Source organism: Vibrio sp. Y29_XK_CS5, from assembly GCF_024181835.1.
GTDB classification, from domain to species: domain Bacteria; phylum Pseudomonadota; class Gammaproteobacteria; order Enterobacterales; family Vibrionaceae; genus Vibrio; species Vibrio harveyi.
Genome location: NZ_JAMZAM010000002.1, coordinates 305,979 through 325,035 on the forward strand (window position 1 = coordinate 305,979; position 19,057 = coordinate 325,035).

General features: G+C 44.2%; 19 protein-coding genes. 14 read left to right on the plus strand and 5 right to left on the minus strand.

Annotated elements, in window-relative coordinates:
• Positions 1-74: 74 nt before the first annotated feature.
• From ybgC to ybgF, 7 genes are read left to right on the plus strand one after another with little or no spacing between them, the layout of a single operon-like run.
• Positions 75-494 carry a tol-pal system-associated acyl-CoA thioesterase gene (gene ybgC, locus NL647_RS11595; protein WP_005450307.1) on the plus strand — a complete coding sequence of 140 codons (420 nt, stop codon included), beginning with the start codon at positions 75-77 and terminating at the stop codon, positions 492-494.
• Positions 484-1,182 carry a protein TolQ gene (gene tolQ / locus NL647_RS11600; RefSeq protein WP_005450306.1) on the plus strand — a complete coding sequence of 233 codons (699 nt, stop codon included), beginning with the start codon at positions 484-486 and terminating at the stop codon, positions 1,180-1,182. The genes ybgC and tolQ overlap by 11 nt, the downstream gene beginning before the upstream one ends.
• Before the next feature lie 3 nt (positions 1,183-1,185).
• Positions 1,186-1,629 (plus strand): ExbD/TolR family protein, encoded by a 444-nt coding sequence (locus tag NL647_RS11605; RefSeq protein WP_053049287.1) that lies wholly within the window; start codon positions 1,186-1,188, stop codon positions 1,627-1,629.
• Between the two features lie 13 nt (positions 1,630-1,642).
• A complete protein-coding gene (gene tolA, locus NL647_RS11610; protein ID WP_253650165.1) occupies positions 1,643-2,713 on the plus strand; it encodes a cell envelope integrity protein TolA in 1,071 nt (356 codons plus the stop codon).
• Positions 2,714-2,723: 10 nt separating this feature from the next.
• Complete coding sequence (tolB, locus tag NL647_RS11615) at positions 2,724-4,076, plus strand: Tol-Pal system beta propeller repeat protein TolB (protein ID WP_009698274.1); 1,353 nt, start codon at positions 2,724-2,726, stop codon at positions 4,074-4,076.
• 32 nt (positions 4,077-4,108) lie between these two features.
• Entirely contained in the window at positions 4,109-4,630 is a 522-nt protein-coding gene (pal, locus tag NL647_RS11620; protein WP_005450296.1) for a peptidoglycan-associated lipoprotein Pal, read from the plus strand.
• Positions 4,631-4,645: 15 nt separating this feature from the next.
• Positions 4,646-5,401, plus strand: coding sequence for a tol-pal system protein YbgF (gene ybgF / locus NL647_RS11625; protein ID WP_005450293.1), 756 nt, complete (start codon positions 4,646-4,648; stop codon positions 5,399-5,401).
• 72 nt (positions 5,402-5,473) lie between these two features.
• Here the strand turns inward: ybgF and NL647_RS11630 are convergent, their stop codons facing one another.
• The 4 genes from NL647_RS11630 to ptsP all read right to left on the minus strand — a co-directional run bounded on the left by NL647_RS11630 (position 5,474) and on the right by ptsP (position 10,613).
• A complete protein-coding gene (locus tag NL647_RS11630; protein ID WP_253650166.1) occupies positions 5,474-6,451 on the minus strand; it encodes an SIS domain-containing protein in 978 nt (325 codons plus the stop codon).
• A gap of 85 nt (positions 6,452-6,536) precedes the next feature.
• Positions 6,537-6,995 (minus strand): heme-degrading domain-containing protein, encoded by a 459-nt coding sequence (locus NL647_RS11635; protein WP_253650167.1) that lies wholly within the window; start codon positions 6,993-6,995, stop codon positions 6,537-6,539.
• Position 6,996: 1 nt separating this feature from the next.
• Entirely contained in the window at positions 6,997-8,037 is a 1,041-nt protein-coding gene (locus NL647_RS11640) for an oxidoreductase (protein ID WP_050908528.1), read from the minus strand.
• Between the two features lie 68 nt (positions 8,038-8,105).
• Positions 8,106-10,613 (minus strand): phosphoenolpyruvate--protein phosphotransferase, encoded by a 2,508-nt coding sequence (ptsP, locus tag NL647_RS11645; protein WP_253650168.1) that lies wholly within the window; start codon positions 10,611-10,613, stop codon positions 8,106-8,108.
• Positions 10,614-11,045: 432 nt separating this feature from the next.
• On the opposite strand from ptsP, the gene NL647_RS11650 reads away from it, so the two are divergent.
• The 7 genes from NL647_RS11650 (at position 11,046) to NL647_RS11680 (ending at position 17,931) form a co-directional block, all read left to right on the plus strand.
• Positions 11,046-12,119 carry a PTS fructose transporter subunit EIIC gene (locus NL647_RS11650; protein WP_026138351.1) on the plus strand — a complete coding sequence of 358 codons (1,074 nt, stop codon included), beginning with the start codon at positions 11,046-11,048 and terminating at the stop codon, positions 12,117-12,119.
• 103 nt (positions 12,120-12,222) lie between these two features.
• Positions 12,223-12,546 (plus strand): PTS fructose-like transporter subunit IIB, encoded by a 324-nt coding sequence (locus tag NL647_RS11655; RefSeq protein WP_038898155.1) that lies wholly within the window; start codon positions 12,223-12,225, stop codon positions 12,544-12,546.
• 133 nt (positions 12,547-12,679) lie between these two features.
• Positions 12,680-14,980, plus strand: a complete 2,301-nt coding sequence (locus NL647_RS11660) for a formate C-acetyltransferase (RefSeq protein WP_053049292.1) — start codon at positions 12,680-12,682, stop codon at positions 14,978-14,980.
• Entirely contained in the window at positions 14,946-15,821 is an 876-nt protein-coding gene (locus tag NL647_RS11665) for a [formate-C-acetyltransferase]-activating enzyme (protein WP_026138353.1), read from the plus strand. The genes NL647_RS11660 and NL647_RS11665 overlap by 35 nt, the downstream gene beginning before the upstream one ends.
• 1 nt (position 15,822) lies before the next feature.
• Positions 15,823-16,686, plus strand: coding sequence for a sugar nucleotide-binding protein (locus NL647_RS11670; RefSeq protein ID WP_029789023.1), 864 nt, complete (start codon positions 15,823-15,825; stop codon positions 16,684-16,686).
• A 103-nt stretch (positions 16,687-16,789) separates the two neighbouring features.
• Positions 16,790-17,467 (plus strand): fructose-6-phosphate aldolase, encoded by a 678-nt coding sequence (locus NL647_RS11675; protein ID WP_017819051.1) that lies wholly within the window; start codon positions 16,790-16,792, stop codon positions 17,465-17,467.
• Between the two features lie 128 nt (positions 17,468-17,595).
• On the plus strand, positions 17,596-17,931 hold the full coding sequence (locus tag NL647_RS11680; protein WP_026138354.1) for a PTS fructose transporter subunit IIB: 336 nt from the start codon (positions 17,596-17,598) through the stop codon (positions 17,929-17,931).
• A gap of 3 nt (positions 17,932-17,934) precedes the next feature.
• On the opposite strand, the gene NL647_RS11685 is transcribed toward NL647_RS11680, so the two are convergent.
• Complete coding sequence (locus NL647_RS11685) at positions 17,935-18,804, minus strand: AraC family transcriptional regulator (protein WP_017819053.1); 870 nt, start codon at positions 18,802-18,804, stop codon at positions 17,935-17,937.
• Positions 18,805-19,057 lie beyond the last annotated feature (253 nt).

The window sequence follows — 19,057 nt, forward strand, 5'->3', positions numbered from 1 at the left end:
CCTTAGCTCAGTACCAATTGCTGTCGCTTCAGTTATAGTAATTGCTTTAAAGAATTGAATATATTGGTACTCCCTTGCAAGGCACATCAAATTCCTTCCGCTGGCCAATCACGGTGTATTACGAAGACACTGATGCGGGCGGCGTCGTCTATCACTCAAATTATTTAAAATTCTTTGAACGTGCGCGTACTGAGTTATTGCGTGCAAAAGGCATTTCTCAAAATCTGTTGTTGGAACAAAATATAGGTTTCGTTGTCCGACACATGGATATCGATTTCAACCAAGGGGCTAGATTGGACGAGCATTTGACCGTTCTTACCCGAGTGTCAGAAATAAAACGTGCGTCTCTGCAATTCTGTCAAGAGTTAGTCAATGATGAAGGCAAAACATTGTGCAAGACAATTGTTAAGGTAGCATGTATCGATAATAAGAAAATGAAACCAATAGCTATCCCATCTTTTATCAATTCGGAGCTAACAAATAGTGACTGCTGATATTTCCATTTTAGATCTCTTTCTTCAGGCCAGTCTGTTGGTAAAGCTTGTGATGTTGACACTACTCGGTATGTCTGTCGCATCTTGGGCAATGATCATCAAGCGCAGCAAAGTGTTGTCTCAAGCATCGAAAGATGCCGAGTCATTTGAAGACAAATTCTGGTCAGGTACTGATCTTTCTCAGCTTTACCAAAAGGTAAAAGCCCGTAAAGATGACATTACTGGCACGGAAGAAATCTTCTACGCAGGCTTTACAGAGTTTGCACGTCTACGCAAAAGCAATGCGAATTCTCCAGCTTACATTATGGAAGGCACGGGTCGTGCGATGCGTGTCTCCGTTGCTCGTGAAGTCGATGAACTGGAAACGAGCCTACCATTTCTTGCCACAGTCGGTTCAATCAGCCCGTACATTGGTCTATTTGGTACTGTTTGGGGCATCATGCACGCCTTTATTGCATTAGGTGAAGTGAAGCAGGCGACACTTTCTATGGTGGCTCCTGGTATCGCAGAAGCACTGATTGCAACTGCTATGGGTCTATTTGCCGCTATTCCAGCAGTAATGGCTTACAACCGTCTAAGTAACAAAGTAAGTAAGTTAGAGCACACTTACGCGACTTTCTCTGAAGAATTCCACAGCATCCTGCACCGTCAAGCGATGGCGGGTAGAGACAGCGCAAGTAAGGAATAAGGCATGGCGGGTTACCAACCTAAAAAGCGTAAAATGACAGCAGAGATCAACGTCGTGCCATATATCGACGTCATGCTCGTATTGCTGATCATTTTTATGGCAACCGCTCCATTTGTCACCCAAGGTGTTGATGTGGATCTTCCACAAACATCGACAGCTGAATCGATGCAAAATATAGCGGGTGATACAGACAGCAGCTTTATCATCATTGAAATTGATCGCGACGGTAATTTAGGTCTGAGCGTGAATGACGAAGAGGTTCAGCGCGGTCTATCACTACAAGACGTGATTGTACGAGTGAAAGCAGAACGCTCTATCAAGCCAGATTCACCTGTTGCGGTGGGTGGCGATGCGGCGACGCCATATGCTGACGTTGTACTTTTGCTTGACGAGTTAAGTCGTGCAGGCATCCCAAAAGTGGGTCTGATGACTGATATCAAGGAATAGACATCGTACATCTATGAAAGACAACAAGAAGAAACGCAAAGAATACACCAAGCCGGTAGCGATATCGGTTGGTTTGCATGCGCTGTTAGTCGTTGCTCTGCTTTGGGGTACAGATTTCACAATGTCTAAGCCGGAACCTACGGGGCAAATGGTGCAGGCAGTGGTCATTGACCCTAAACTTGTTCAACAGCAAGCGAAAGAGATTCGTCAGCAACGCGAAAAAGCGGCCAAGAAAGAGCAAGACCGTCTTGATAAGTTGAGACGTGAAGCTGAGCAGCTTGAGAAAAATCGCAAAGCAGAAGAAGAACAGATTCGTAAACTGAAAGAGCAACAGGCGAAAGATGCCAAAGCCGCTCGCGAAGCCGAAGCTGCTCGTAAGAAGAAAGAGCAAGAGCGTAAGGCAGAGGAAGAACGCACTCGTAAAGAAAAAGAACGTGCAGCAAAAGCAGAAAAAGAACGTAAAGCCAAAGAAGAGGCTGTACGTAAAGCTGAGCAGCAACGCATTGCTAAAGAAGCTGCCGCAGCGAAAGCGGAACAAGAGCGTGTAGCGCGCGAGAAAGCTGCGAAAGAAGCAGAAGAGAAAGCGCGTCGTGAACGTGAGGCCGCAGCAAAAGCAGAGCAAGAACGTATTGCGAAAGAAAAAGCCGCGAAAGAGGCAGCTGAAAAAGCGCGCAAAGAAAAAGAGCGTCTTGAGCGATTAGAGCGTGAGCGTAAAGAGCAAGAAGCAGCGTTGGATGACATCTTTGCTGGATTGGAAAGTGAAACAAGCGCAAACCAACAGGCTCAAGGGCAATTTGTTGCTGATGAAGTCTCTCGTTATAGCTCTATCTATACTCAGCTTATTCAAAGCAAACTGCTAAAGGACGATTACCTATTGGGAAAGGAGTGTAGAGTTAACATTAAGCTGATTCCTACGGGTGCTGACATGATCGTTTCGTCAGTCAATGTGCTTTCTGGTGACTCTAGAGTATGCGCGGCTGCAAAGAGCGCAATCGCACAAGTACCGAGTTTTCCAATATCTACTGATTCAACAGTTAACCAAAGGCTGAAGGACATTAACCTTACGGTCGCACTACAACAATAAGGGATAAGCCGTGATTAAACGCCTTTTACTAGGAATGTTTGTACTGCTTGGCAGTCTAACGAGTGTGGCTCATGCTGCACTAGAGCTGGTGATTACCGATGGTATTGATTCAGCACGACCAATTGCTGTTGTTCCATTCAAATGGGAAGGCAGTAAACCTCTTCCAACTGATATTTCAGCTGTGATTGCTTCTGATTTGCAACGCAGTGGTAAATTCAGCCCTGTACCAACGAGCAAAATGCCACAAACTCCATTCAATGAATCAGAGGTGAACTTTGATGCGTGGACTGGCCTTGGCGTTGATGCTCTGCTAACTGGTTCAATTAAGCAAAATGAGCAAGGCAACTATGTGGTTAACTACCAATTAGTGGATGTTGTTCGTGGTCAACTAACGGGCGGTCAGAGTAAAGCTCTTGGTGGTGATGGTGAGCTGGTACTTTCTAAAGATCATGTTCTTTTCAATAAAGTAGCAACGGTTGAAGCTCCACGCATGCGTGAATACGCGCACCGCATTTCTGACCTTGTTTACGAGCAACTTACTGGCGAACGCGGTGCATTTATGACGCGTATTGCTTACGTTGTTGTAAATGACAAAGATCGCTTCCCATACCAACTTCGCGTTGCGGATTACGATGGTTACAACGAACGTTTGGTACTTCGTTCTAAGCAACCGCTAATGTCTCCTGCATGGTCACCAGATGGCCAGAAGCTAGCATACGTGAGTTTCCAAAACGGTCAGGCTGAAATCTTCATCATGAACATCTATACCGGTGAGCGTGAGAAGGTAACGTCATACCCTCGTCATAATGGTGCGCCAAGATTCTCGCCGGATGGCAGTAAACTTGCTTTGGTACTGTCTAAGACAGGTTCACTTCAGGTTTACACCTTGGATCTAAAAACACGTAAGCTGACACAAATTACGCGTGGCAGATCAAATAATACGGAACCGTTCTGGCACCCCGATGGCAAATCGCTGATTTTCACATCAGACAGGGGTGGTAAACCTCAGATTTATCAAGTAAATTTGGGCAGCGGTTCAACTAACCGCTTGACTTGGCAAGGCAGTCAGAACTTGGGTGGACAAATCACTCCTGACGGCCGATTCCTTGTCATGGTGAATCGCAGTGATTCGGGCTTCAACTTGGCTAAACAAGATTTGGAAACAGGTGCTCTTCAGGTGCTAACAAAAACGTTGCTTGATGAGTCTCCGAGCATTGCCCCAAATGGTGGCATGGTTATCTATAGCTCGATTTACAACAAGAAAAACGTACTATCGATGGTGTCAATTGATGGTCGATTTAAAGCTAGATTACCGGCAACAAATGGGCGTGTAAGAGCTCCCGCATGGTCACCGTTTTTGTAGTAAGAAAAAATTGATTAATAAAGGAAAATAAGATGCAACTGAACAAGGTTCTAAAAGGGCTACTAATCGCGATTCCTGTGATGGCTATGACAGCATGTAGTTCAAGCGATGACGCTGCTTCTAACACTGGTGCAGAAACAAACACTGGTGCTGCAGAAACAACAGTCGTTACTCCGATCGATCAGAATGGTCAGCTAACGGAGCAAGAGCTAAAAGAGCAAGCGCTACGTGAAACTCAAACTATCTACTTCGCATTTGACAACTCAACAATTGCAGGTGATTACGAAGAAATGCTAGCAGCTCATGCTTCTTACCTAAGCAAGAACCCTGCTCTAAAAGTAACTATCGAAGGTCACGCTGATGAGCGTGGTACTCCTGAGTACAACATCGCACTAGGCGAGCGTCGTGCAGAAGCAGTATCAAACTACCTACAAGCACTAGGTGTACAAGCTGACCAAATCTCTATCGTTAGCTACGGTGAAGAGAAGCCACTTCTTCTAGGTCAATCTGAAGAAGTTTACGCTAAGAACCGTCGTGCGGTTCTAGTATACTAATTCGAGGTAAACCTCATGTTCAGTAACACTAAGCGCGCTGTTACGCTTACGTTACTGGCAAGTGCAGCGAACTTCGCGTTCGCTGCACCAGCTCCAGTATCAGATCTCAACAGCACGTCATCAGTATCTACTCGATCTTCTTCAGAAACCGACATCGAGCGTTTAGAGCGCTTGCTGCAAAATCGCAACCGCGTTCAGCTTCAAATGCAAGAGCAAATTGACCAAATGTCACAAGAGATCAGTGATCTACGTGGTCAGTTAGAGCGTAATAGCTACGAGATGCAGCAAATGCTGAAACGTCAGCGTGAGCTGTTTGTTGAGCTTGATCGAGTGCGTGGCGAAATGAAAGCCGCGCCTGTTAAAGAAACGAAACCAGCAGAGACGGGTGGTAAGTACACATCGAATGCCGATGAACAAACGGCTTACCAAGACGCGGTGGATTTGATCCTTAAAAAACGCGACTACACCGGTGCTATCGCTGCATTCCAACAGTTCCAAAAGGACTATCCTGATTCAACATATTCTGCGAACTCACATTACTGGCTAGGTCAGTTGTACTTCGCGAAGAAACAGGATAAAGAAGCTGTGAAGAGCTTTGCAGCCGTGGTTTCTTACAAAGATTCCAACAAGCGTGCAGATGCATTAGTCAAGCTAGGCGATATTGCTGAGCGTAACAACAATGCAGCGCAAGCGAAGAAATACTATCAGCAAGTGGTGGATGAGTACCCAGGCAGTGCATCGGCGAAAGTCGCTAGCTCTAAGCTGAAGTAAAACAACAAAAGGGAGCTCAGGCTCCCTTTTCTATTTCTGGTACTAGTAAAATCCCGTCAAAGCTTGGATTTACTAATAGATCCCTGCCTTTTGGATCGTATGCTGGTTAATTACTCCTACAAATACTCTGTCTTCGGTTAATACGGGGAGAGCAGTAATGGCGTTTTCACTCATCAACGCCAAGGCGTCAACGCAAAGGCTGGAATGCTGGACCGTGATTGCTCCCGGTTTCACCAAACTCTTAATAGCAGTACTTGGTGTTACACCTTTTGCGAACGCTCGTCGCAAATCACCATCCGTGAAGACTCCTCTTAAATTCCCTTGTTCAGCTATTGCAATTAACCCATAACCTGTTTGGCACATTACACTTACTGCGTCTTGTAATGTCGCATTGGGTGAGCAATGTGCGCTTTTGTGTTGGTCGTCTAACAGTTGTCCTACATTAGTTAATAGCCTGCTACCAAGTGATCCCGCAGGGTGAGACAGTGCAAAGTCATTCTGATCAAATTCTCGCATCGTCATCACTGTAATGCCGATAGCGTCGCCCAATAACAAGGTGTTGGTGGCGCTTGCGGTAGGTGCTAGACCAAGAGGGCATGCTTCCTTCTTAGTGGCGATGTCTAAGGTGATATCGCATTCTTTCGCTAAAAAACTATTGAGATTTGCGGTGACGCCAATAGTGGTAATTTTTTGGCGCTTTAGAAGCGGTACCATCATTTTAAATTCATTGGCTTCACCGGAGTTAGAAATCAGAATAACTACGTCGCCTTGGCGAGCCATCCCTAGGTCACCGTGTAGTGCTTCTGCTGGGTGAACAAAGAAAGCCGGTGAGCCCGTTGAAGCAAAGGTCGCTGCGATTTTTTTGCCGATATGACCAGACTTACCGATGCCCGTAATGATGACCTTACCTTCGCAATTGAGAATAGCTTTGCAAGCCTCTGCGAATGAAGTGGTCAGAGAGTCGAGTAGCAACCGAGCTTGGTCTAGCTCTTGTTCAATAACGCCGCGTCCTAATTGGCAAATATCTTCGGTGGAGTGCTGCTTATGCATATTGATTTCCTAACGTATTAAACATTTCATGCTGAGAAGGAGAAGAATAATAAAACTCTTGATGGCTTTCTGTTAAGAAAGTCATTTAGCCTAAGAAGGATTCAAGAGTTTCTATCAACAACAAATGGTCTTCGTACTGCGGTAACCCGGATACGGAAATACTACCAACAACACCGACGTTTCTTATAGAGAGAGGAAAGCTTCCTCCGAACGGCGCAAATTGTTTTGGATCCACAAGAGAAGCTTCTTCTATGCTTTTCCCCTTAGTTTTAAAGTACTGACCCATATACCAAGAGCTGTGTTGGTATCTGACCACAACATTACGCTTTCGAGCTATCCATTCTTGGTTGTCGATAGAGGTACCAGGCATCGCATATGAAAATAGGCAATGTCCGTTCAAGGTGATATCAATCGCAACGCTTGCCCCTTTATTTTCTGCATTTTGTTTAATTAGATTGCCTAGCTGCCATGCGATATTTGGGTTGAACTCGGTGAACTGAAGCCTGTCTTCTTGCGCGAGTAGTAAGTCTAAGTCTGTGATCATGCTACACCTCAGTAAGTTTGATTGTCCGTTGCTGTTGTGAGCTTGAGTAAGCTGCTTCTATGATACGAATTACGTCTAGTGCTTGCTCTAGTGATACAGGTAAATCGTCACCTTTTCGAATCGACTTCGCAAGTTGTTGGTAGAAAGCTTCATAGCCACCTATCTGAGTCTCTATTGTGGAAACCTGCCCTTGATGACTGGTGATAGTGGCGAAGTACTCTGGTCGATCTTTACCCCAACCATATGTTTCTGGACCTTGTTTATTCCGCAAAAAGTCTTCTTGGGTGTCCATCCCATATTTAATCAGGCTCGTATCTTTAGCAAAGATTTGGAACCTTGGTCCTTCGGTTGTACTTAAACAGTTTCCATGCAAAATGACCTCGTGCGTGGGGTAATTGAGAATCAAATGGAAATGGTCAACAGCTTGGGAACCTGACCGTTGATTTCTCAATACTGCAGTGACGCTTTCCGGTTTGCCAAATAGGCACAATGCTTGATCAATGAGGTGAGCTCCTAGGTCGTAGAGAATGCCGGAGCCAGGTAAAGCTTGTTCGCGCCAACGGTCTTTGACTTCAGGACGAAAGCGATTGTAGCTTGAGTAAAAGGTATGAATGCCTGGAAGTTTTCCTTGCTCAATGAGTGCTTGAATAGTCTTGAAATCCCCATCGTAACGTCGGCTTTGGTAGACTGATACTCGTTGATCTGATTGTTTAGCAAGTGCGATTAGTTCTTTGCCTTCTTGGACTGAAACGCAGAAAGGCTTCTCGATAACTACATGTTTTCCCGCCGATAATGCAAGCTTGGCTTGAGGGACATGAAGGTTATTGGGTGTTGAGATAATGACTAACTCGATACTTTCATCAGCAAGCATTTCGTTAATCTCAGAATAAACTTTTACATCTGTTAGTTGAGTATGAACTTTTTGTGCATTACTTGAGACAACGGCAACAAGATCTAACTCTTTACAGAAATTGATGATAGGAGCTTGGAAACATTGACCTGAAATGCCAAAACCAACAATGGCGGTTTTAATTGGAGTCATGGGCAATCCTAAAAAAGGCAGCACCACCGGAGAAGTTGATACTGCCAAAATGCAAAATGGGGGAAGGCTTAGTTCAGTTCAAGTTCTTGTTTTAGCAAAGCCTCAATCTGATATGAGGTTTCTGCTGTCATGAGCTGATCTCGGAAATCAGCGTGCATTATCTTTCTCGCGAGTTTGGAAAAAATCTTCATATGCTGATCGCCTGCAGCATGTTTGTTGAGAGTGAGCATAATGACAAATTGTGCTTCTTCATCCCCCCATTCAATCGATTTTGCAAGCCGGCATACGCTGATCGCAGATTGCTCGATATGTTCACTCTTAGTGTGCGGAATCGCAAAGCCAAAGCCAAGTCCAGTAGAAAAGACATCTTCTCGAGCCCATAAGTCATCCGCCAGTTTATTTGGGTATCGGCAGCGACCGGTTAAGAACAAATTGTCTGACAGTGTTTTGATCACTTCCTCTTTGTTTCGTAGATCTCTATCCAGGCTAATACAATCGGCAGAAACCATTGGCGCTTCAGACTGAGTCATACGGAACTGAGCAAGCACATGCTCAACCTCTTGGATCGTTCGACATTGCATCGCTTTGTTGAGCAGTTGACGACATTCGCGGCTATCAAGTTTCGCAATGCGCTCTTTGGTTGCGGGAATACTTGGTGAGCTCATGCTTATTTCGTCGAGACCTAGACCAACAAGTAGAGGGAGTACCGAGCCTTTGGCACCAAGTTCGCCACATAGCCCAATCCATTTGCCGTGTCGATGAACTTCGCGAACCACATGATCCAGAGTGCGCAAAAAAGCAGGGTTGAGGCTGTTGTAACTAGCCGCCACTTTAGCGTTATCGCGATCCACTGCCATTAGGTATTGAGTTAAGTCGTTGGATCCAATGGAGAAAAAGTCTATTTCCTCGCAGCATTGATCAATGATGAAAGCGACAGATGGAACTTCTAACATGATGCCTAACGGAACTTTTTCAGCAAAAGGAAGGGCTTCTTTACGTAGCTCTTGGCGCACTTCAGCGAGAATATCTTTTACCCACAATATTTCTTCTAAAGAGGAAATCATAGGGATCATAATTTTGAGGTTTCCATGAGCAGAAGCTCGTAAGATGGCGCGCAATTGAGTTTTGAACATCTCAATAAACTCGGGGTAGATCCGTACCGCACGGTAGCCTAGGAATGGATTGTTTTCTGCTGGAATATTCAAGTAATCAACAGGCTTATCACCACCGATATCAATAGTTCGAACGATGATGGATTTTCCATTTGCAGCGTCACACGCTTGACAGAAAATGTTGTACAACTCATCTTCATCTGGCGCGCTGGTTCGATCCATATAAAGCATTTCTGTGCGGAACAAACCGACGGCTTCTGCGCCGTTTGCGAAGGCGGCTTTCGCTTCTACTGAGTGAGCAATATTGGCTGCAACTTCAAGAACTTTCCCGTCGAATGTTTGTGCTGCTACATCACGAAATTGTGCTTGTCGGCTAGAGACAATTTCTTTCACTTTACTTTCTTGAACATAGTAACGTTCCACAGATTCGGCTATCTCTGTCACCACAATTCCGAGAGTGCCGTCAACAATCACTTCCTCGTCTAGAAGATCAGTTAGGCGAGAACCTTCAACCCCCACAATCGTCGGAATTGCGAAAGATCGCGCCAAAATTACGGTGTGTGAAGTACTGCCACCATGAGAGAGGATTAAACCTTTCAAAAGAGACTTATCTAACTCAAGAAACTGACTAGGGGTGAGATCGTCAGCTAAGCAAACAGTAGGCTGTGTAAGCTTGTTTTGACTGCCAAAACGTTCATCACCATAAATGCTTTGCAGTAGCTGGTAGCACACATCACGAATGTCTAATTCACGTTCACGCATATAAGCACTCGATGAGTTCTTCATAACTTCACCAAAGTGTTTAGCAGTGGCAATAATCGCGTCTGCACTGCTTCGTCCTTCAACCAGGTTACTCGTGATGGTTTGTCTAAACTCTTCATCTTTAGCGATTGATAGGTGTGCTTTGAGCACTTCGCCTTCAGTGTGTTCAGAAGAGTTCAACTGAATCGTCAGAGATTTAGCAACAGCCTCCAAGCCCGAATTGAGTTGTGAACGCTCTTCATTAAGAGGTTTTGCTGGTGGTAAATCAGTGAGTGCATCAAAGTTAATCGCTCCCATTGCTGTTAATACGCCTTGACCAAAACCTTCGCTGACACTGCGACCTCGAATATGAGCCACATTTAAATTCGAAAAGTTCCTTGGGAGAGGAGCAAGGTTTTCATCTTCTTGAGTCGTTGTGGCAAGTGGGGCGTCGCAATGAGGAAACTCGTTAGTAATAAACTGTTTTAGTTGCGTCAACGCATTGTCTTCATCTTGACCTTCGATAGTAATCAAGCACTCATCACCTAACAGCGTATCGGTACTAATTAGAGAGAGTACGCTTTTCGCATTTCCACTCATCCCTGTACGTTGGTTTTGCCATGTAATAGAAGAATCAAAGCTATTACAAACCGCTTCAACATGACTCGCTGGGCGAGCGTGAACTCCATTTGGAAGTTCGCAAGAGAAAGAAAAAGATTTCATTTCATATTGTCCTTTTACTTTGGCAATGGTCACTGCCTTTCGTTATGCATTCACAATATCAAAATAGACAGTACAAACTATGGGACAAAACTACGAAAAACTGGATTTTTGTTAGGTTGAAAATTAACTGTGATATAGCTCAAATTTATAGTTAAAAATGTGACTTTAAACATGGATTAGGTTTGGTTTTTATTTTCCGTGTAACATAAATATCTGTATTTGAAGGTTTTAATTGTTCTTGTTTCATTCTGGGTATTTTTCGAGATACAGATCAACTTTTCTTTTTAATCGAACAAAAATCCAGTAAATAGAACTTTTGTCCTCTAACTGAATAGTACTATTGCTCACTATATTAGATACCAAAGCACGGCCGGCTGAAGTTTTAACCCTTTACGTGAAACAGTTTAAAAAAACTTATCCAAGGAGAAGTCTATGAAAGACTTAATCTCAATACTTAAGGACACTCGCCAACACTTGATGACTGGTGTCTCTCACATGATCCCGTTTGTGGTTGCCGGAGGTATTTTGCTCGCAATGTCGGTCATGCTTTACGGAGAAGGTGCCGTTCCAGAAGAGGGCACGTGGTTACACGATCTGTTCTTCATTGGTGTTGCTGGTTTCCAATTGATGGTGCCGATTCTAGCCGCTTACATTGGTTACTCAATCGCTGATCGCTCTGCCTTAGCACCCTCTGCGATAGCGGCGTTCATCGGCGCAAATATGTATAACACGGGCTTTTTTGGGGCAATTTTTGCCGGTCTGTTAGGTGGTATCGTGGTGTTCTACCTGAAGAAGATCAAAGTTCCATCTTACGCTCGCTCTGTAATGCCGATCTTCGTGATTCCAATCATTGGTACTTTCATCACCGCTGGTGCCATTGTATGGGGGATTGGTGAGCCAATCGGTGCAGCGACTGCAGCTCTGACGGATTTTCTTAAAGGTATGCAAAACGAGAGCATCGTTCTTCTCGCTGTCATCATGGGTCTTATGATCGCCTTTGATATGGGTGGTCCTGTCAACAAAGTTGCGTATGCGTTCGTCATTATGTGTGTTGGTGAAGGTATCTATAACGTAGCTGGTATCTCCTCCGTTGCTGTGGCAGTGCCTTCTATCGGTATGGGTCTAGCAACATTCCTCAATAAAAAGCTTTACGACTACAGCGAACAAGAAGCAGGACGAGCTTCGATTCTAATGGGCACGATGGGTATTACGGAGGGGGCTATTCCTTTCGCAGCTGCTGATCCATTGCGTGTGCTACCGTCCATCATGATTGGCACAGCAATTGGTTCTGCAACAGCAGCAGTGCTTGGTGTGAAAAGTTATGCAGCTTGGGGCGGCTTGATTGTACTTCCTGTGGTTGAAGGTCGCTTTAGTTTCATTATCGCACTTGCTGTTGGCTCATTGGCTACTGCTTTGTTAGTCAACTTCTTGAAAGCACGTCGCCCTGTCACGCAAGAAAAAGAAGAAGAGTCCGATGATTTAGACCTTGATATCGAGATTGGTTAATCCGCAGAACAGACTTATAGCTTGGTGAGCTGAATAGCCGCCAAGGTAAATACAAAACAACGAAAAATTAAGAGTTCTCCAAAACAATATAGGAAACAAAATTATGACTTCTATCGTAGCAGTAACAGCATGCCCTTCAGGTGTTGCACATACATACATGGCTGCTGAGGCCATCGAAGCAGCAGCAAAAGCCAAAGGTTGGTCTTGCCAAGTGGAAACACAAGGTTCAATTGGTATCGAAAACGAGTTAGATGAAAGCACGATCAAAACCGCTGATGTCGTCATTCTTACCAAAGATATCGATATCAAAAATGCTGAGCGCTTTACAGGCAAAACCATTGTACGTATCGGTGTCAGTGATGCTGTAAAACGTGCATCTGCCGTGATGGATAAGATTGAAAAGCATCTTGAATCAGTAGCAGCCTAGCCTCCCACTAAATTACAGAGCAGAGAAATTTTGGTCTCTCTGCTCTGTATAGCTAAGTGACTCTCGTTAGGGTTTCTTAGCTATACAAAACCATTAAATCGCTCAACAACTAGGTATTCTCAGGAGTCTATATATGAGTACCCCACGCATAGAACGTCTTAAGTCCGCACTGTTTGCCGCAAAACGCGAAATCTCATTGGAACGTGCACTGTTGTACACAGAAAGTCATAAGCAAACAGAAGGAGAACCGACATTAATTCGTCGTGCAAAAGCAACTGCCTATGTGATGGACAATGTTGAAATCTCTATTCGTGAAGATGAGCTAATTGCTGGTAATCGAACGGTACAACCAAGAGCGGGTATTGCTTCTCCTGAAATGGACCCTTATTGGATTGAGAAAGAGTTAGATATTTTCGAATCTCGCCCTCAAGATAAATTCTTTGTTTCTGAGCAAGACAAAACAACCTACCGTGAGCAATTACTACCTTACTGGGCTGAACGGTCGATGAAAGACTTCATCAATGCTCAAATTCCGCTAGAGGTAAAATCTGCTGTTGGTCAAAAGATCTTTAGTGTTAACCAAACAGACAAAGGTCAAGGTCACATTATTATCGACTTTGATCGTCTGCTAGATAACGGTTTAGGTGCGCTTCTCGATGAGCTGCAAAGCTTGAGTTTTAGCCAGCCAGAGAACGAATTCTTCAAGTCAGTTGTGATCTTGTTGGAAGCGTCGATTCGTCATATTCATCGTTATGCCGAATTAGCCGAGAACATGTCGCAAGCCACTGATAACGAACAGCGTAAGCAAGAGCTGATTCAGATTGCGGCTATTTCTCGCAAAATTGCAACAGAAGCTCCAGATGGTTTTTATGAAGCATGCCAATTGTTCTGGTACATGAACATTATTCTGCAATACGAATCGAATGCGAGTTCTTTATCGCTGGGTCGCTTTGATCAATATATGTTGCCATTTTACGAGCAATCGTTAGCACGAGGTGAGTCTCCGGATTATCTTCGTGAGTTGTTGGAAAGTTTGTGGATCAAGACCAATGATATTGTTCTGTTACGTTCTTCAGGTAGCGCCAAGTTTTTTGCGGGTTTCCCTACGGGTTACACGATTCTATTAGGAGGTTTGAGCGAAGTAGGGCGCAGCGCTGTGAATGCACTATCCACATTATGTTTGGATGCCTACCAAAGTGTGCAGCTGCCTCAACCTAACTTGGGTGTGCGCGTAAACGAGTTCATGGATCGTGGCTTCTTAATGAAAACCGCAGAAACGATTCGTTTGGGGACGGGGATTCCTCAAATCTTTAATGACGAAGTGGTCGTGCCTGCCTTCCTAAATCGTGGTGTGTCGCTAGAGGATGCACGTGATTATTCGGTGGTTGGTTGTGTGGAGCTGTCGATCCCAGGCAAGACTTATGGCTTGCACGACATCGCTATGTTTAACCTCCTGAAGGTCATGGAACTCGCGATGCAACGTCATGCAAACAACCCAGATATTACCTTTGACAGCTTGATGAGTGATATTCATCAAGACATTAAGCACTACGTTAAGTTGATGATTGAAGGCTCTAACATCTGCGATGTTGGTCACCGTGATTGGGCTCCAGTGCCGCTTCTTTCATCATTTATCAGCGATTGTATCGAGAATGGTAAAGACATCACATACGGCGGAGGGCGTTATAACTTTTCTGGTGTTCAAGGAATTGGTATCGCTAATCTGTCTGATTCTCTCCATGCACTTAAGCGTTATGTGTTCGAAGAAAAACGCTGCACGTTCAAAGAATTTATCGCCACATTAGATAGCAACTTTGAGGTGCCAAACGGTGAAAAAGTCCGCGCTCGTTTGATGAATAAGTACGAAAAGTACGGCAACGACATTGATGAGGTGGACGCTCTGGGCTCTGAGTTATTGCGTTTATTCTGTAAAGAGGTAGAGAAATACGATAACCCTAGAGGCGGAAAGTTCACCCCGGGCTCCTACACCGTATCTGCTCACGTGCCGCTCGGTGCTGTTGTGGGCGCTACTGCTGATGGACGTTTGTCAGGAGAACAGCTTGCTGATGGTGGTTTGTCACCAATGTTAGGAAAAGATCAATTAGGTCCGACAGCCGTTCTAAAATCAGTGAGTAAATTAGATAACTACTTGCTGTCCAATGGCAGTCTTCTCAATGTGAAATTCACACCTGCAACGTTAGAGGGGGATCAAGGTTTAAGCAAACTGTCCGATTTCATCCGCGCATTTATGAAGCTCAAGTTACAACATATTCAATTTAATGTGTTGAACGCTGAGACACTGAAAAAAGCGCAAGAAAAGCCAGAGGACTACTCAGGGTTGGTCGTTCGAGTAGCTGGCTACAGTGCTTTCTTTGTCGAGTTATCGAAAGAAATTCAAGATGACATCATTCGAAGAACTGCCCATGAGCTGTGATCAAGCTAATGGAAGCAAAAGTAGCGCGCGGATATTCAATATTCAGCGCTACTCACTCCATGACGGGACAGGGATTAGGACTGTGGTGTTCTTCAAAGGTTGTCCTTTGAGTTGTCCGTGGTGTGCCAACCCAGAGTCACGTTCACACAAAATCACTTATATGCGTCGTAAAGCACTATGCCTTGAGTGTGATGAATGTGAAATGGATGTTGAAGAGTGCCCAAGTGGAGCGTACGAGCAAGTGGGCACGGACATGACTTTGGATGAAGTGATAGCACAAGTTGCAAAAGATGATGTGTTTTTTAATACCTCAAATGGCGGTATCACGCTTTCTGGTGGAGAAATCCTTACCCAAGCGCATTTTGCCATCGAGCTTCTGACCAAACTAAAGCAACTTGGTTATCGCACCGCTGTTGAAACTTCTGGTCATGGTAATAGCACGCAATTGAGTCGTATTGGAGAGTTGTGTGATGAAGTGTTGTTCGATTTTAAAATCATGGATGCACAAAAAGCTAAAAGCGTGATTGGGCTCAACGTGGAGAAAGTACTTGGAAACTTCAAGATGTTGGTTGAGCAGGAATGTAACGTAATTCCGCGTTTACCACTTATCCCCGGTTATACCTTGGACTTAATCAATATTGAAAGTGTTTTGCGCTTTTTAAAACCTTTCAATATCAGAGAAATTCATCTGTTGCCGTTCCATCAATACGGCGCAAACAAATATGAGACTTTAGGGATGGAGTATCTAATGAAAGACATTCCCGTTCCTACTCAATCTGAAGTGGAAGCCATCCGCAGCCATATACAGGCTAGTGGATACCAAGTAGTCATTGGAGGCTAATATGAAAAAGAAAATACTGATCACTGGTGCGAGAGGCTTCTTTGGGACGCGTTTTATCAACCGTTATCGCAATGAGTTCGATATTTTGGGGTTAGACGTTGAGCAACTTGATATCACCAATAAGAGTGCGGTCGATACAACATTCGCTGAATTTAAACCTGATTTCGTGATTCACGCTGCGGCAATTGCAGTCACGGATTTTTGTAACCAACACCCAGACATTGCGCACAAGGTGAATGTTCAAGGGGCAATTAATGTAGCGAACGCATGTAAAGCAAATGGTTCAAAACTCGTGTTCATCTCTACTGAACAAGTCTTCAATGGGAATATCGAAGCAGGACCATATAGTGAGCAAGATACGCCAGTACCAGACACTGTATATGGTCAAAATAAGCTAGAAGCAGAAGGTGAGTTGCGTTCTATTTTGGAAGATATGTGGATTTTGCGTTTTACCTGGCTATTTGGGTTACCTGAGCGAAATACCACCATTAATCCAAATGTGGTTTGGAATGCGATGCAAGCTTTAACAAATGGTGAAGTGATGCAAGAGCGCAGAAATGAGTTCCGTGGATTAACTTATGTTCATGAACTTATAGAGCAGTTTCCAAAAATCTTCACCATTCCATACGGCACTTACCATACGGGGGCAAATAACCCGGCAAGTCGTTATGAGATTGCTGAGCATATTTTGACCGAGTTGGGGCAACAAAGTCGCCTCGATCATCTACTTCAAGTGAATGACGCGCGCAAAACTCGAGATGTCAGACTCAACACCAATAAGTTGGCTGGGCAAGGAGTCGTGTTTACAGAGAGCAAAGCCGCAATCACTAAATGCTTACAAGAATTTCATTACATTTCTGCCTAATGGGCGGGAATGTAAACGATTTATAGACATTATTCTTCAAGAAAAAGATTCAGGCGAGTACTCCAAACAATTGAGTGGTCGCTGTTAAATTAGGAGTAGTACCATGATATTCATGCTAGATACGGCAAACATTGCTGCGATCAAAAAAGCAGTAGACCTTTATCCGATCGAAGGTGTAACGACCAATCCGTCAATTATTGCGAAAGAAAAACGCCCACTGAAAGAAATCTTATTAGATATCCGTGAGATAATTGGTGATGAGCGTATGTTACACGCGCAAGTTATGGGTAAAGATGCGGAAACTATGCTGAAAGAAGCCAGAGCACTGCGTTCAATTGATCCAGAGATCATCATCAAAGTGCCGGTAACGCCGCAAGGTATTAAAGCAATGAAGTTGATTCATGAAGAAGGCTACCGCATAACAGCCACTGCGATCCTGACTCCGCAACAAGCGCTTATGGCAGCGAAAGCAGGAGCGGAATTCCTTGCTCCTTATGTGAATCGTTTAGATAACATTTGTGGTGATGGTGTCGCTGTTGCGGCGGAAATGGCACAAATCATCGATAACTACCACCTTGATGCGAAAGTGCTTGGTGCTTCATTTAAAAATGTTCAACAAGTCCATCAATTGGCGCTGGCTGGCATTCACTCTGTGACCATTGCCCCGGATGTTTTTGACCACCTGCTTGTGCATCCATTAACTGACTCGGGGGTATCGGGGTTTGTTTCAGATTGGGAAACGGTTTACGGCGAGGGCACTAACGTTCTTGATGTTCTTTAATGTGATCCAGTACACGCTCTAATAGTTTGTAGACTTGGTTGTAACGTAAAAGCTGACCAAGATTAATAATGACCATGCTTAATGAGATTAAACTCACTTATAAGCTTGGTCATTTTTGTTTTTATATTATGGAAATAGTTGGTGTAACCGCATGTATTAGCGGTGTAGCGCATACTTATATGGCAGCTGAAGCGCTCGAAAAATTAGGGCGTAAGCTCGGTCACAAGGTGACAGTAGAAACCCAAGGCGCTTTGGGTAGCGAAAATCAGTTAACGCAAGATCTGATTGATGGTGCAGATGTCGCAGTGATCGTTTCTGATATTAACATTGAGGGCGCGGAACGATTTGAAAACAGTCGAGTTGTGCGTTGTTCTATTGCTCATTTTCTACGTAGTACGGAAGAGGTGATGAGCGCTATCGATAAAGTTCGTCAAGCGCCCCGAGGTGCTGAAATTAGTTTTTGAACATTAATCTTCTTCAACATGAGCGCTGAGGTATTGCGCTCGATACTCTGATGGCGAGCGCTCGGTTTGCGCTCGAAACACACGACAAAAATAGTTACTGTCTTTAAAGCCACAACGGTGCGCGACTTCTTTTACCTTCATATCGTATTCGACCAACAAAAACTTAGCGCGCTCTAAGCGAATGTGATTCAAATATTCATTGAACTTAATCTGTCCTTCCTTTTGGAATAGTTGTGAAAGGTAGTTCGGTGACACATAGAAGTGCTCGGCAACCGATTCACGAGTCAAAGGCTCTTGATAATGTTGTTCTAGGTAATCTCTCACCGATTCAAATAGCGCATGACTTTTTGAAGGCGTTTCAAGTGGTTGTTCGATAAGATCCACGATGTGGCTAAACAGCGAACTAACCAATAGTTTCATTGTTGCTTGTGACTCTATCTGTCGAGTCAATTCTTCTAGGGCATTAAGAATAAACGTGCCGACACGAGGTCCCCGACGTAAAACCGTTTCTTTGATCGCGGAGTCGAACTTCTCACCATCCCAACTTAACAAACTTAAGCCAAAACTTTGCTTACCAGCCATCACAGTCATAGTGACAACGGGTTTGCTTCCCCAGCTTGGTTGGTTCCAACTTTCTGCTGGTAAGTAAATCACGTCACCTTGCTTGAATACTCTTTTTTGTTCTACGCCGGTTTGGCTCCCTAGCTCCATCTCTAGCTCACCGAATAACACCATTTCAATACGAGGAAAATGGACTTGAAAGGCGAGTTGAGGTGGCTTAGGCAAGTTGCCTGCGCAAACCACATTACTGATTTCCCCACTGAGGTCTTTGTAATGATGAAGAGATTCAAGCAGGTAGTTTTTGTCGAGCATCAAGAATCACCGAGTGAGCAAATAACAACATCAGTGTATGTCATTCAAGTGTGTCGCTGCTAGATACAATTTTCTCTATTTGTGAAGCGATACTGCTTTGAAATAACAAGAGGTAATAATAAGTGGCTTTATATAACCTCATTAATTTTTAATAACTTAGGTGGTTATTTGTATCGCCATCACAATTTGACTTTCTAAAGACAAATCTCCAGTTAGACGAACAAATATGCTATGTGATGAAGAGGTTTTGCTT